General features: G+C 48.0%; 14 protein-coding genes. 6 read left to right on the top strand and 8 right to left on the bottom strand.

Annotated features, from left to right (window positions below; all coding sequences use genetic code 11):
- Window positions 1-23 precede the first annotated feature (23 nt).
- From CSUNSWCD_RS06295 to CSUNSWCD_RS06320, 6 genes are all read left to right on the top strand, one after another.
- On the top strand, window positions 24-692 hold the full coding sequence (locus tag CSUNSWCD_RS06295; RefSeq protein WP_009495029.1) for a CsgG/HfaB family protein: 669 nt from the start codon (window positions 24-26) through the stop codon (window positions 690-692).
- A gap of 9 nt (window positions 693-701) precedes the next feature.
- The gene (locus CSUNSWCD_RS06300) at window positions 702-1,256 is read left to right on the top strand and encodes a DUF4810 domain-containing protein (protein ID WP_009495030.1); all 555 of its coding nucleotides are present in this window, start codon (window positions 702-704) and stop codon (window positions 1,254-1,256) included.
- On the top strand, window positions 1,246-1,926 hold the full coding sequence (locus CSUNSWCD_RS06305; RefSeq protein WP_009495031.1) for a DUF799 domain-containing protein: 681 nt from the start codon (window positions 1,246-1,248) through the stop codon (window positions 1,924-1,926). Before CSUNSWCD_RS06300 ends, CSUNSWCD_RS06305 begins: the two co-directional genes overlap by 11 nt.
- Before the next feature lie 16 nt (window positions 1,927-1,942).
- Entirely contained in the window at window positions 1,943-2,401 is a 459-nt protein-coding gene (locus tag CSUNSWCD_RS06310) for a DIP1984 family protein (protein WP_034964479.1), read from the top strand.
- Window positions 2,402-2,774: 373 nt separating this feature from the next.
- Entirely contained in the window at window positions 2,775-3,410 is a 636-nt protein-coding gene (locus CSUNSWCD_RS06315; RefSeq protein ID WP_009495033.1) for a tyrosine-protein phosphatase, read from the top strand.
- 216 nt (window positions 3,411-3,626) lie between these two features.
- Window positions 3,627-4,310 carry a hypothetical protein gene (locus CSUNSWCD_RS06320; protein WP_034964482.1) on the top strand — a complete coding sequence of 228 codons (684 nt, stop codon included), beginning with the start codon at window positions 3,627-3,629 and terminating at the stop codon, window positions 4,308-4,310.
- A 210-nt stretch (window positions 4,311-4,520) separates the two neighbouring features.
- On the opposite strand, the gene CSUNSWCD_RS06325 is transcribed toward CSUNSWCD_RS06320, so the two are convergent.
- The 8 genes from CSUNSWCD_RS06325 to lysA form a co-directional block, all read right to left on the bottom strand.
- The gene (locus CSUNSWCD_RS06325) at window positions 4,521-4,931 is read right to left on the bottom strand and encodes a Fur family transcriptional regulator (RefSeq protein ID WP_002952362.1); all 411 of its coding nucleotides are present in this window, start codon (window positions 4,929-4,931) and stop codon (window positions 4,521-4,523) included.
- 869 nt (window positions 4,932-5,800) lie between these two features.
- The gene (dxs, locus tag CSUNSWCD_RS06335) at window positions 5,801-7,642 is read right to left on the bottom strand and encodes a 1-deoxy-D-xylulose-5-phosphate synthase (protein WP_208853716.1); all 1,842 of its coding nucleotides are present in this window, start codon (window positions 7,640-7,642) and stop codon (window positions 5,801-5,803) included.
- Window positions 7,642-8,454 (bottom strand): flagellar assembly protein FliH, encoded by an 813-nt coding sequence (gene fliH / locus CSUNSWCD_RS06340; RefSeq protein ID WP_009495040.1) that lies wholly within the window; start codon window positions 8,452-8,454, stop codon window positions 7,642-7,644. The genes dxs and fliH overlap by 1 nt, the downstream gene beginning before the upstream one ends.
- Window positions 8,451-9,482 carry a flagellar motor switch protein FliG gene (gene fliG / locus CSUNSWCD_RS06345; RefSeq protein WP_009495041.1) on the bottom strand — a complete coding sequence of 344 codons (1,032 nt, stop codon included), beginning with the start codon at window positions 9,480-9,482 and terminating at the stop codon, window positions 8,451-8,453. Before fliG ends, fliH begins: the two co-directional genes overlap by 4 nt.
- Window positions 9,482-11,176, bottom strand: a complete 1,695-nt coding sequence (gene fliF, locus CSUNSWCD_RS06350) for a flagellar basal-body MS-ring/collar protein FliF (RefSeq protein ID WP_009495042.1) — start codon at window positions 11,174-11,176, stop codon at window positions 9,482-9,484. The genes fliG and fliF overlap by 1 nt, the downstream gene beginning before the upstream one ends.
- Entirely contained in the window at window positions 11,177-12,277 is a 1,101-nt protein-coding gene (gene hisC, locus CSUNSWCD_RS06355) for a histidinol-phosphate transaminase (protein WP_009495043.1), read from the bottom strand.
- Between the two features lies 1 nt (window position 12,278).
- On the bottom strand, window positions 12,279-13,355 hold the full coding sequence (gene pheA / locus CSUNSWCD_RS06360) for a prephenate dehydratase (protein ID WP_009495044.1): 1,077 nt from the start codon (window positions 13,353-13,355) through the stop codon (window positions 12,279-12,281).
- A 9-nt stretch (window positions 13,356-13,364) separates the two neighbouring features.
- Window positions 13,365-14,606 carry a diaminopimelate decarboxylase gene (lysA, locus tag CSUNSWCD_RS06365; protein ID WP_009495045.1) on the bottom strand — a complete coding sequence of 414 codons (1,242 nt, stop codon included), beginning with the start codon at window positions 14,604-14,606 and terminating at the stop codon, window positions 13,365-13,367.
- Window positions 14,607-14,615: the final 9 nt, after the last annotated feature.

Genomic DNA, 14,615 nt, shown 5'->3' on the forward strand with positions numbered 1-14,615 from the left:
AAATCAAAATTTAAAGGAGCGATATGAAAACGAATGTAAAATTTTTACTAGCCGCGTGCGCCGCGATGCTAATAACAGGCTGCGCAACGGAGAGATCGCGCGTGGTCGAAACGCCAAAAGTTCAAACCCTAAACACCAACTATCAAGGACAAAAGATCGCCGTCTCGATCGGCCGCTTTAGCAACCAGTCCTCATACCAAAACGGCGTATTTTCAGACGGCGAGGACAGACTAGGCAACCAAGCCCAAACCATCCTAATCTCAAATTTACAACAAAGCGGGCGCTTTTCGGTGCTTGACCGCAGCAACATGCGCGCCATCAAAGAAGAAAGCGCGCTAAACAAAGAGGCGCAAAATATCAAGGGCGCAAGATACGTCATCACGGGCGATGTGACGGAGTTTGGCCGCAAAACGACTGGCGATCACCAGCTTTTTGGCATCCTTGGTAAAGGCAAAACCCAAACCGCCTACGCGAAGGTAAACCTTAACGTCGTAGACGTGAAAAACTCCGAGGTGATCTACTCCACCCAGGGCGCGGGCGAGTACGAGCTCTCAAACCGCGAAGTGCTGGGCTTTGGCGGAAGCGCGGGTTATGATTCTACGCTAAACGGCAAGGTACTAAGCCTAGCCATCATCGAGGCCGTAAACAACCTAACGCGCGGGCTTGAAAGCGGCGCTTTTAACGCGAAATAAGGATAAATTTTGCGCTTTAAAACTCTAGCAAATTTCGCGCTCGCCTCCGCCGCCGTCCTACTACTCTCGGGCTGCGCGGACGACTCGCCTAGGCAGCTATACTACTGGGACGGCGCATACACGGGCTCGGTCTACGAGTATCTAAGCGAAGAGGGCGACGCAGGCGCGCAGATCGCCGCACTCGAGGAGAGCCTGCAAAAAGCCTATCAAAGAGCCGTCAAGGTCCCTCCCGGACTATACGCGCATCTAGGCTTGCTCTATCTCTCGCAAGGAAACGGGGCGAAATTTAAAGCCTACATCGAAAAAGAAGCCGAGCTCTATCCTGAGTCGCGCGACTACGCGATGTTTTTGCTAAACCAAAACGGTAAAACGGCTGGCGCAACGGGCAAAACTGCGGCAAATTTAGGCTCGAAGTCGCAGGAAAAAGCGGTCGCGAACGAGTCAAATTTAAACGACAGAAGCTCAAATTTAAGCGAGCAAACGAGCAAGCAAAATTTGAAAAACAAGCAAACAAAGCCTGCCAAAACGAGCAAAACCGCAAAAGGAAGCCAAAATGAAAAATAAAATAAAATCGGCGCTCCTTGGCGCGTTTGCGGTGCTGTTTCTGGGCGCGTGCGCCGGTTCGCAGCCTCAAATTTACGACTACTCGGCGTTTTTGCAGACCAAGCCTCGCTCGATCGTAGTCGTGATGCCAACCAGCGACTCGTCTGAGATAAAGGCCTCCGCGGCGGTGCTGGCAAATGCTCTCTATCCGCTTAGCGAGGCGGGATATTACGTATTTTCGCCAGCGCTCGTAAACGAGACCTTCAAAAACAACGGCATCTACGACGCGGCGGAGATCGCACAAGTCTCCACGTACAAGCTAAAGCAGATATTTGGTGCCGATGTCGCGCTGTATCTAAACGTCGCGGACTACGGCACCTCGTATATGCTCATTAGCAGCGTCACACGCGTGAGCGTAGCGGCGACTCTAGTCGATCTAAACACCGGCGCCGTACTCTGGCAAAAGAGCGCCACCGCGGCAAACGACTCGGGCGACGGTGGCGGCAACCTCATCGGCATGCTAGTCTCCGCGCTAGTTAAACAGATCGCCGACTCGGTCTCGGACGCGAGCTTTGATCTCTCGGCGCGTGCGGACGCAATTTTGTTTAGCACCGATTGCCGAGACTGCTTGCTTTACGGCCCGTATTCGCCGCGCTACGGACAAGATCGGCAGCTTGGCGGTGGAAAATAAATTTAAAAGGACGAAAATGAAACTAGCCGAGGCGCTGATACTGCGCGCCGACATACAAAAACGCATCGAGCAGCTAAAATCAAGGCTTGCGGACAACGCGAAGGTGCAAGAGGGCGAGAAACCTAGCGAGGAGCCAAAGGCGCTACTAGCCGAGCTAGACGCGCTCACAAGCGAGCTTGAGCAACTAATCGTTCGGATAAATTTAACCAACTGCACCGCAAAAGCGGACGGCAAGAGCCTAACCGAGCTAATCGCCAAACGCGACGTACTCACGCTAAAAGCGGGCGCGCTGCGGGCTTTCGCGCAAGCTGCCGCGCAAAAAGTGGAAATTTATTCGCGTAGCGAGATTAAAATTTTAAGTACGGTCGACGTCGCGGCGCTGCAAAAGCAGGTTGATGAGCTAGCAAAGCAGATCAGACAGCTTGATACGACGCTACAAGGCGCGAACTGGCAGACCGAGCTGATCGAAAGCTAAAAGCGTAAAATTTAGAAAAATTTCGGGTAAGTATCGCAAGAGGCGAGTACAAAATTTATGGCAGCGCTCGCGGAAACGGCGCACCCCTTTTACGATTTATTTTCAGTAAATTTACAAGGGCAATGTAACTACGCAATGTAACTTCCGCGTACTGATCTAGCGATACCCAGGGCGGGAACGGGGAAATTTTAAAACGAAATTTTAATTTTAACGGCGCGGCTTACGGGCTCGCGGCAAAATTTGACGACGATTTGGGTGGATTTGACGCTCAAATTTTGCGTTAAATTTAGACGCGCTCGCGTTTTATATTTTGGCCGCCAAGCGTCAAATTTTACAAAAATCATAAAATTTAGCCAAATTTAAAGGATGAAATTTGAAATTTAAAACCCTTGCGTTAGCTGCCACTTTTTTCTTTGCGACCGGCGTAAACGCCGAGCTCGCGATAGAAGCGAATTCCATAAATTTTAGAAAAACGAGCGGCGCGGAGCAAAATCTCGCGGACGCAAAAGACGCCAAATTTCAAAACACGCATTTTAAAAATGCAGATACCGCAGCACGCGACACAAACTCGAACTCATCGCAAAAAGCAACCCTCATCGACGAAGCGAAAAATTTCTACCGCGTGGACGAGCTGCTGTTTCGCAGCGCTCAGCTTGACGGGAGCGACGCCGCAAAGCTGCACGAGCTAGGCATCAAAAGCATCGTAAATCTGCGCCATTTTAGCAGAGGCGGCGACAGAAGGGCGTTTGGGATAAATTTTGGCTCGCGAATAAGCCGCTTCAAAGCCAAGAGTAAGCCCGCGCAGATAGCGGACGTCTTGCGCACCATTCGCGAGCGCCAAAAGGAGGGCGCCGTGCTAGTGCACTGCTATCACGGAGCCGATTGCACGGGGCTTGTGGCGGCGAAAGTTGCAAATTTAAATTTTAGCGACGTGAAAATCAAATTTGATGACGGTATCGTCTGCGTATCCGAAGCGCGAACAGAAAATTTCCAAGAGGCCTTAAAGTAGTGAAAATTAGATCGTGAAATTTGACGCATTTCCAGTAGTCAAAATACACTCATTTCTGCGGCTCGTATATCACAAGCAAAAGGCTAAATTTAAAGAACCCGATTTGCGCTTGCGGCGGCGGGGCGCGCAAAACGCCGCAAATATCAGACAAAATATCCGTAAATTTAGCCAAAACGCAGTAAAATTCGAGTGACAAATTTAGCAAAAGGAGCGATCGTGGAAAATTTATTGTTAGCGCAGCTGTGCGAGGCGCTACCGCAGGGCATGCAAGTACCAAGCGAGATAGAGGCGCTTTATGCGTGGATCGAAGCAAACGGCTTTTATGACGACGTAGGCGGGCGCAGACGCGGCTATCTCTACCCGCAGGATCGGCTACGGCAGAACTGGAGCGACGATGAGCGCGAGGGCGGCACAGACATCGTCTTTTTCACGGATGAGCCGAAAAATCGCGACGAGGAGCTAAGGTATTGGTTTTACGGCGAGGATCGCGAGCTTGCCGCAGAGATCAAGCAGCGGCTTTGCGTGTTCGCAGGCAGCGGCTCAGAGGGCTCGATGTGTGCGCTGTGGCTGGACGATGCGGGCGAGACGAAGATCGTGCATATGGGCTCGGGTTCGGGCTCGACGATGACCTGCGTTTTGGCTCATAGCGGATTAGATTTTTTACGGCTGCTTGCGATCGGATACGATGAGATCTGCTGGGATGAGGATTTTAGCGCGCCGCCAAACAGCGAGGAGGACGACTTTATCGTGCATCCAAACCTAAAATTTCAGCAGTGGGTAACACAGACGTTCAAAACGACGATCCCGCAGACCGCGCTTGAGCTAGTCACTCCCGCGCATTTGGACGACGAGAACCCGAGCGATGAGTTTTTGATCTGGGTAAATCGCGTCGCGGAGTGAGGTTAAGTATAAATTTAAGCAGGTTAAGATGCAAAATATCGCTGTTTTGGCGCTACCAAAGCTCTTGTGAGTATAATTTATTCTTGATAAAAGCTCGCTTACAGGATCAAAAATAGTTGCAAATTTTATTAGCATAAGCCCGAATTTAATTCATTATAAAGCTACAAACGAGAGAAAATTTTGGCTTGCCAAAAAAAGCGAGCTAAGAGCCTAATGACGGCAGTTTTTACAGTCTTTTACGGTTACGAGCACATTCATCTTTTCGATGAAATTTCCGAGCTTTCTCTCCAAGCTTTCCTTGTACTCACTCAGCGCCTCGCAGAAATTATAGTCCTCGACGTGCCCACAGCTCTCGCATACGACGTGGATGTGCGGGTAGCTAAAGATGTCGTAGCGCGCCTTTTGGTTCGGCATATTTACCTCGACGACGAGCCCCTCGTCTTTGAGCATATTTAGGTTTTTATACACCGTCGCGAGCGATACGGACGGGTTTTCGGCACAGATCTCTTCGTAAAGCTCATCGATCGTCGGGTGCGTGTGACGGTCGAGGATCTTGAGCACGCTGAGGCGCTGCGGGGTGGCTTTGAGGCCGTGATTTTTGAGAAGTTCCATATAGTTCATATTTTTTCCCGATATTTTTTGCTAAATATACAAAAATTTTATTTAAAACTTCTTTATAGTTGGTAATATAAATTATTATTTACTAAAATTTGTGTCATTTGTAGTCAAATTTATGCTTTTTGCGAGTTTAAGCGCTATACTCAAGGCAAATTTTAGACCTTTAGGCTTAAATTTGAATGCGATTTAAATTTGACAGTTTGCTCGCCGAATTTAAATAAAAAGCCGACTTTTAACACGACTTAAATTTTGCCATCAATTGTTGCAAGCAACCACCGCTTATCATCACTACCGTAAAATTTATTTTTTGTCGGTTGCGGCGGTATCGCAGCATTTTAGATAAGGCTACGTTTTTGAAGCAAAGGCGTAAAAATAATTCGCATTTTTGAGTTTTCGCTAATTACGATTTTAAATTTAAACAAGCTTCTATACCTTGCCGTACGACCAAATTTACGAGCAAAAATCTACTTAAATTTTACCTTTTTGATAAAATCCGCACCCAATCAAGCATCGGCGCCAAATTTAAGCGTTTTATAGACGGTAAAAACGAAAGTCTGTAATGTTTCTTAGCGATTTTTATCCTAGGGCACAGCGAGCAAAACAAACCTTAGCACAAAGCCTATCGAGGCTCAAATTTAACCCAAAATTCGCTCGCAAGCCAGTCCGCAAAAAAGATAAACGAAGATAAAAATCAATAAAACCGGCTTGATGCGTGCAAATTTACCCGTACCGTTTAAGGCGCGGTAAATCAAAGTAAGAGCGGCGAGACCGAGCATAAAAAAGTTTGTTTTGCTCAAATTTTTCGCCTTTTCCGTCCAAATACGCTCGCCCAAACTCGCAAAACCGAAGCGCGAAAACGCTTCAGCTCAAATTTAATCCGCCATTTCGGATAAAATTTTCTCGCAAATGCTTGCCGTATCGATACCAAGAGCCTTTTCGACGTCGGCCGTAGCGCCGTGCGGGATAAACGCGTCGTCAAACTCAAAGCTGACGATGCGCACGTCAAAAATGCGCCGCTCCTGCAAAAACGCAGCCAAAATCTCGCCTACGCCGCCCTTTTTTGCGGTATAGGAAAAGACGTACCAAATCTTATGCCTGCGCGCGAGCTCTTGTAAGAGTTCGCCGTCAAGCGGCTTAACAAACACTAGATCAACGAGGCTCGGGTCAAATTTGCCGTTCGTTTTTTCGAGTAAAATTTTGCGCGCGGCATTTGCCTTGCCCGCGGCGTTGCCGTAAGCGATAAAGGCCGCTTCGCCGCTGCCTTCGACTAAAACTTCGCCCTTGCCGAGCTTTAGCTCTCGCGCCTCAAATTCGCCCTGCGCCAGCGAAAAAGCTCCGCGCGGATAACGAAAAGCGCAAGGCCCCTCGTGAGCATATGCGTAGCGCATCGCGAGCCTAAAACTATCGGCACAGCGAGGCGCGAAAATCGTCAAATTCGGGATCAAATTTAGATAACTAACGTCAAATGCGCCCTGATGCGTCTCGCCGTCCTCGCCGACGATGCCCGCGCGGTCCATCGCAAAGACGACGCTTAAGTTCATGATCGCACAGTCGTGCACGACCTGATCAAATGCCCGCTGCAAAAAAGTCGAATAAATCGCAATAAATGGCTTAAAGCCCTCCTTCGCCATCGCTGCCATCGAGGCAACGGCATGCTGCTCGGCGATCGCTACATCCCAAAATCTATCGGGAAACCTCTCCATAAGAGCGTCTATGCCAGTGCCGGTAGGCATCGCGGCGGTGACTCCGACGATATTTTTATGCTCGCTAGCTAGCTCGGTCAAATTTTCCGCAAAGAGCGCGGTGGCAGATTTGGCGGCTGATTTTTTGATAGCTTCGCCGCTTTGAAGATCAAACGGGCTCACGCCGTGCCAGCTAGCTAGATGCCCCTCGGCCTTTTCGTAGCCCTTGCCTTTTAGCGTCTGCGCGTGCACGACAACGGGCTTTTTCATGCCTTTTGCGACGTTAAACGCCTCAATAAGCGCCTTCACGTCGTGACCGTTTACGGGACCGATATACTCAAGCCCCAGCTCCTCGAAAAACATCCCGGGCGTAAAGATCCTAATGCCCTCCTCCATCCTGCGCGCCATGTATGCGGCGCCGTCTGGCATATAGCTCAAAAATCGCTCTACGCGACTTTTAAACTTTTGATACAGCGGCCCGGCCATCATCTGCGAGAGGTAGTTGCTAAAGGCGCCGATGGGCTTGCTGATGCTCATCTCGTTGTCGTTTAGGACGATGACGCATGGGTTTTTGATGTCGCCGAGCTCGTTTAGCGCCTCGTACGCGATACCCGCGCTCATCGAGCCGTCGCCGATAAAGGCCACGGGGATGCGATCCTCGCCTTTTAGCTTTATCGCCTTTGATGCGCCGACTGCTAGCGAGATCGAGGTGGAGCTGTGACCTGCGATAAAGTAGTCGTATTTACTCTCAGAAGGCTTGGTGTAGCCGCTGATACCGCCAAATTTTCTAAGAGTGTCAAATTTATCCCAGCGCCCCGTGATTAGCTTATGAGCGTAGCTTTGGTGGCTAACGTCAAATATAAACGGATCTTTTGCGGCGTCGAAAACATAATGCATCGCGACGATAAGCTCGACTGCGCCGATGTTCGAGCTCAGATGCCCGCCGTTTGCGCTGACGGTTTGTAAAATTTTATCACGGAGCTTTCCGCAAAGCGCTTCAAGCTCCTCCATATTCATAGATTTTACGTCTATCATTGTCCTATTATCTTTTTGATTTTTTCTAGTCTGGCTTCGATCGTGCCCTCGAGGTTACCCGCGTCGCTAAGCACGATCGCTCCGCCCGCGCTAATGGCTTCATCGGCGGAGATTTTGACGTTTTGACCGGAGAAATTTTCTTTGATAAACTCGTAATCTTTCGGATTTACTTTGACCTGCACCTCTTTAGCGTCTTTTATCTCGCTAAAAAGCTCCTTACAGATAGCTGCGGCGATGTTTGCCGAATTTAATGAAATCTCTTTTTTTACGACCTCTTTGGCTATATCAACTGCGGTAGCGGGCAGCTGCGCTTCGCTAGATGCGATGAGGCTTTCAAATTTAGCCGCCTGCTCCTCTAGCTTATTTATAGATCCGAGATACCTGCTCTCAAGCGCTCTTAACTCCTCGTCAAATTTAGCCGCCGCCTCGTCTCTGCCCTGCTTTATGCCGTCCTCTTTAGCGCGCTGGATCTCGCTCTCTAGGCGTTTAGCAAATTCGTTTTCTTGGTTTTCGATTTGCATTTGCAGCTTTATCATACTGCCGCTCATCTCGTCGGTGCGTTTTAGTAGCTCCTCGATGAAGTTTGATTCTGGCCTAAAATACGAGCCCTGCTCTTTTGCTTCGATTAAATTTGAACTCTCTTGCTCGCCGTTTAAAGCTCGGTCGTTATGCTCGGTCGCGCGGCCAGATTCGCTTTCGTGGGCCGAGTGTGTATCCTCGCTTCTTTTTTCCTGGCCTAAAATTTTAAACCGATAGTTTTCTACAAAGTGCTCTTTTGAGCGCTCATTTGTTATTACACTACTTTTCATTCTATCATCTCATCGCTTTCGCCTATTTGGAACGCCCCGCTTTCGGCTAGGGCCTGAACCTGCTCTACTATGCGGCGCTGTGCCTCTTCGACGTCTTTTACGCGCACCGCTCCCAAAAACTGCATTTCTTCTTTAAACGAGTCGCTGGCGCGCTGAGACATACTAGAGAGGAATTTCTCCTTGAGAGCGTCGCCGCTGCCTTTTAGTGCGACCATGAGGTCTTTTTTATCGACGTTTTTAAGTATTTCGCGGATAGCTGCTTGATTGAGGGTGTTAATATCCTCAAAGGTAAACATAAGCTCTTTGATTGTCGTAGCGAGCTTGTCGTCGACGTCCTCGATATATTCGATCGTAGCTTTGGACGCCTTTTGGCCGAGGCGGTTTAACACCTCCGCCACAGCCCTTGGTCCGCCGACTTCGACCTTGTAGGACGTGAGGCTCTCTAGTTTGCCTTCTAGCACCGTTGAAACGCGTTTGATTATAGACGGGCTAATGTCGCCCAAATTTGCCATTCTCACAACGACCTCGCTTCTAAGCTCGTTATTAAAAAACGAAAGCGTCTCGGCCGCGCTGGTTGAATCCATATGCGCCAAAATAAGCGCGATAGTCTGCGGATGTTCGTTAACGATAAAGTCCGCAAGCTGTTGAGGCTTTACCTTGGAAAGATAACCGAAGCTCTTTGTGTTTTCCATGCTTTTTGCGAGCTTGTCGAGTATCTTTTGCGCAGCTTCCGGGCCGAAAGTGCGATATAAAATTTCTTTCGCGTACTCTAAGCCGCCGCTTCTCATGTACTGATTTGACTGCATGAGAGCGTAAAATTCTTCTAAAACAGCGGCTGCTACGCCTTTATCCGTACTCTTTGCTGTAGCTATATAGCGCGAAATTTCTGTTATAACGTCAACCTCCATATGCGAAAATAGCAAAGTCGTGGCGTCCTCGCCCAACTGAATAAGCAAAATAGCGACCTTTTCGGGCATCGAAAGGTCGTCATAAATCATCTTTTGTTGTTCATTTAGCTTTGTTGCCATTAAAAGTCCTTACGGTTGCTAAAATCCAAGTCGTTTTTTATCATATCTTGGAGCAATACGGCTATTTCTTCGCTGCGATCTTGAACGATTAGTTTCATTTTTTCTAGCAATACGTCATAGCGCAAGTCGTCCTCATTAAAGTTATCGCCGATACCAAGCTGCTCCTCAACTTTTTTCCTAGCCGCTTGAAACTTCTCTAACGTATCTTCGCTATCCTCTAGCTGAACTTCGTTTTCCGACAAATCAAGCTCTTCTTCTTTTACGTCCTCAAGCATTTTAGCCATAAATGGAGCAATAACCTTTTTATAGAATACATACAGTAAAACGGCCGCAAAAAGATACTTGATAATAGGTAAAAACGGCACTATGTAAAGCTCGAAAAAGGACTGAACTTTGCTAGCCGGCGTCTGTCCGTCTTGACGCTGAAACTCAAAGTTACTAACAGTAACCTCGTCGCCTCTGTTTTGATCAAAGCCAATAGACTGGCGAATAAGAGCGTCTATACGCGTTAGCTGCTCTTTATCAAGCGGTACGTAGGCTATTTCGCTAGTTGGATTTCCTTTTTCGTCTTTTTTATTTTCGTATTTTCCATCCACGACGACAGCGGCGCTTAGGCGGTTTATCTTAGCAAACTGATCCTTGACGCGCTCGACTTTTTTTGAGATTTCATAGTTTGTTGTAGATGAGCTTTTTGAGTATAACTCTTTCATTTTACCGTCTTGAAGACCTTCTACCGGACCGATATTGCTCACGGCCCCAGGCACGCCTTGTACTTCAGCTTCTTTGCTGCCTTGGCGTTTTTCTTCGACATTTTGTTCGCTTCTAGCTACAGAGTTTGGATCAAAGGTCTCGCTTTGGCTATCTTTTCTAGCAAAGTCAAAGTCTATCGTTACTTTGGCTACGACCTTATCCGAGCCGCCCACGATAGGCGATAGGACGTTTATGATTTTTTCTTCAAGATTGTGCTCGGCGTCGCGTTTGTAGCGGATTTGTTGCGTGATCTGATCGCTATCGTATTCGCCGTCCTCCTCGCCAAGCGGCACTCCGTCTTGACTTACGATTTTTACTTGCTCGGGTTTTAAATTTGCCACCGCTGCGGCGACTAAATTTTTAATGCCCGTGATTTGTTTTAAATTTAAGCTCTGCCCGTCTTTTAAATTTAACACGATAGACGCACTTGGCGGCGTGGCACGCTCGGTAAAAAGCGTTTCTTTGGGTATCGCGATACGCACGATAGCTTTATTTATCGGCGCCAAGCTTTCTATCGTACGAGCCAGCTCGCCCTCTAGAGCACGTTGAAATTTAACCTTTTGCTCGGCATCAGTCGCGCCAAATTCTTGCTTATCGAAAATCTCAAATCCGACCTTACCGTCCTTTAAAATCCCAAGCGACGCGATCGAAATCCTCTCGCGGTAAACGTCCGAGTTTGGCACTAAAATCGTGCCCTCGTTTAAAATTTTATACTTTACCTTATCTTTTTCAAGCTGCTGGATTATTAGCGCAGAGTCTGCGGCAGATGTATCTTCAAAAAGTACGCTATAGCCGTCGTAACCTTCATTTGAGCTTTTATAAATGCTCAAAAACACTAAAAATCCAACCACTAACACAACCGAGCCCGCAGCGACTAGACGCTGTCTTAACGAGAGGTTGTGATAGACCTGTCCGATTTGTTGAATTGCGGTTTTGAAATCCATTTACTTTAAATTTCCCTCGATTTGTTTTAAAACTACGTCGTTTTGATTTGGTTTCCCGATAGTTATGCGAATCGCGTTTAATCCGTAACCTTTTAGGTCACGTAAAATTATACCTTTTTTTAACAGATTTTGAGCAAGCTCGCTCGCGTTTTGACGCTCGAATTCAAAAACGATAAAATTCGTAAAGCTAGGCAAACGCTTTATACCGTGGAGGTCGGCAAAATTTTCGTATTTTTTCATCTCCTCAAAGTTCGTCTCAAGCGTCATTTTTACGAATTCTTCGTCCTTTAGCGCTTCTATGGCCGCTTTTAGGCTAAGCGTCGTTATATTAAACGGCGCCCTTAGTTTTCCTATCTCGCTCATCACGCTTTCTTCGCCGAGGCCGTATCCTACGCGCATACCGCCTAGACCGTAAGCCTTAGAAAACGTGCCCAGATATACCGCGTTTGGAAATTTAGCTATGAGCTCACGCGGCTTTATCTCTTTTTTTGCGTCTTTAAATTTAGCAAACTCTTGATATGCGCCGTCGATAACCACGAGCGTATCGGCATCGATTTGCTCTAAAAATTTATAAATTTCCTCGGCATCCAGGCAGCCTCCTAGAGGGTTATTGGGCACACACAAAAATATAATGCCGATCTCGTCTTTTTTAGCCTTGTAAATTTGCAAAAACTCGCCCAGATCATGCTCTTTACTCTGGGTTTTAAAGACCTTCGCACCCGCTGCTTTGGCGTAAATTTCATACATAGCAAAGGTTATGCCCGTGGTTAAAATTCCCCTCTTTGCGTTCGCCTTTGCGTGCACGGCAAATTCTATTATCTGATCGCTTCCGGAGCCTATTACGATAGATTTTTCGCTAACGCAAAATTTACTAGCTAGCGCAGCCTTTAGCTCGAAGTAGCTGTCGTCGGGATAAAGATGCATTTTATTTGCTATCTCGCCTACTGCTTTTACTACCGCAGGGCTCGTACCGTACGGGTTTTCGTTGCTGGCTAGCTTGATGACGTCTTTGGCGTCGATGCCGTATTCGCGCACGACTAGCTCGATAGGCTTGCCCGCCTCGTAGCTCACTAAATTTGCCAAATTTTCGTTAAATTTCATCTCATTCCTCCCACGCGACGTAGCTTCCTAGCCATGCAATCTCATGGCCGTAGCTTATCGCTTTTTGTATAGCTTTTTGGACGTTGTCGTCGTCGATGTGCCCCTCGAAATCTATATAAAAATTCGCTTTAAATTCGCGCTGTTTTATCGGGCGGCTCTCTAGTTTGGTTATGTTTATACCCTCGTCTCTAAATGCCAAAAGTAGCTCCACTAGCCCGCCGGGACGGTGCTCGGTCTTTGCTAGGATTGATGTTTTATTTCTTTGCGCTCGCTCGTTTTTAAAATCGCTTAAGATAAAAAATCTCGTGCGGTTTGCGGCGTTATCCTCGATCGTCTCAAACAAAATCGGCACGCCGTAAAGCTTGGCCGCAATCTTAGAGCAGATGGCGGCCGAGTTTGGCTCGCTGCTGGCTAGCTGCGCGGCCTGTGCGGTCGATTTTGCCGGGATAAACTCGACGGCTGAAAGCATATGATCGTCTAAAAATTTGCGGCACTGATTGTAGCCTTGCGGGTGCGAGTAGATGCGCTTGATGTCCTTTAAATTTTCGCACTTGCTCGCAAAAATATGGTGGATATCCATGTAAATTTCAGCCACGACCTTGACACTATCAAACCGCCCAAGGCAGTCTAGCGTCGCGCCCACCGCGCCTTCTGTATTGTTTTCTATCGGCACGACGCCGTATTTGGCCTCTTTGTGCTTTAGTTTGGTAAAAACCGCCTCGATACTAGCTAGGGGCAAATACGCGCTCATTGCGCCGAAACGACTCTCCGCGGCTTGGTGCGTGTAGGTGCCCTCAGGCCCTAGATAGGCGACTTTTTCGGGCATTTCGAGATTTCTACTGACGGCAAAAATTTCAAGATAAATCGCCTCAATAGCAACTTTGTTTAAAAATGCGGAGTCCTGCCCCTCGAGGCGGTTTAGGATCGCTCTTTCACGCTCGGGGCGGTAGATCGCGCTGCCGCTGGTTTGCTTTAGCTCTCCGATCTTTCGCACGAAATTCATGCGTTCGTTTAGGCGTCTTAGCACCTCATCGTCGATCTTATCTATCTCGTTTCTAAGGTCGTTTATGTTTTGCATTTTCGCTCCTTAGCCTAAAAATTCGCGCTCCAGCGCCACGATGTCCTCAAAGCTTTCGCGGCGCCTTATCAAAAAGTCTTCGCCGCCTTTTACCGCAACCTCCGCGGCGCGCCTGCGAGTGTTGTAGTTGCTGCTCATCGCAAAGCCGTATGCGCCAGCTGATTTGACAACAACAAGATCGCCCGCGTTTAACGGCGGTAAATTTCGATCTTTTGCTAAAAAATCGCCGCTCTCGCAGATCGGCCCGACTACGTCGCAAGAGCTAAATTTGAGCTCCCGAAGCTGCTCAGTCTTGCGCTCGCAAAGAGTCTCGCCGCCGCTAATAGCAAAAATTTTATGCCAAGCCTGATAAAGACTCGGGCGGATAAGGTCGTTCATCGCGCCGTCCACGACCACAAAACGCTTGTTTTTATTAAATTTCTCGTAAAGAACGCTAGTTAGAAAATACCCAGCGTTGCCGACGATAAAGCGCCCGGGCTCGCAAACTACGGTAACGTCCAGACCGCTTAAATTTGCCAAAATGCCCTGCGCGTATTCGTATAGATCAGGCTCGCTCTCATCGCCGTAAACGATGCCTATGCCGCCGCCGACGTCAAAAAATTTGATGTCGATTTGCGCGGCTTTTAACTCTCTAGTCAAATTTGCCACGATCTTTGCCGCTTCGATAACGGGCTTGATATCGGTTATCTGAGATCCGATGTGGCTGTGGATGCCGACCGGTTCTAGATGCGGCGAGTTTTTGGCGTGCAAATACATTTTTTTCGCCGTTTGCAGATCCACGCCAAATTTATTTTCATTTAGTCCGGTCGATATATATGGATGCGTCTTGGCGTCGATGTCTGGATTTACGCGGATGCTGATACGAGCAGGCTTGCCTAGCTGCTTTGCGATCGCTTCCAGGCGGTTCATCTCGGCTTCGCTTTCTAAATTTATCATCAAGATTTCATTTTCCAGCGCAAATTTAAGCTCGTCGTCGCGCTTGCCCACGCCGCTTAGGATGATCTGGTAGCTTTTAGCTCCCGCTAGCAGCGCGCGCCTAACTTCACCCACGCTCACGCAGTCAAATCCGGCTCCAAGCCCGGCTAAAAATTTCAAAACGCTTAAATTTGAGTTTGCCTTAACGGCGTAGCATACGAGAGATTTTCTAGCGTGAAACGCGTTTTTTAGCGCTTCGTAGCGGTGTGCCATGTAGTCAAAATCGTAAACGTAAAGAGGGGTGCCGTATTTTTGTGCTAAATTCGTAAAATCCATAACCGACCT

This window comes from Campylobacter showae CSUNSWCD (assembly GCF_000313615.1).
In the GTDB taxonomy this organism is placed as follows: domain Bacteria; phylum Campylobacterota; class Campylobacteria; order Campylobacterales; family Campylobacteraceae; genus Campylobacter_A; species Campylobacter_A showae_A.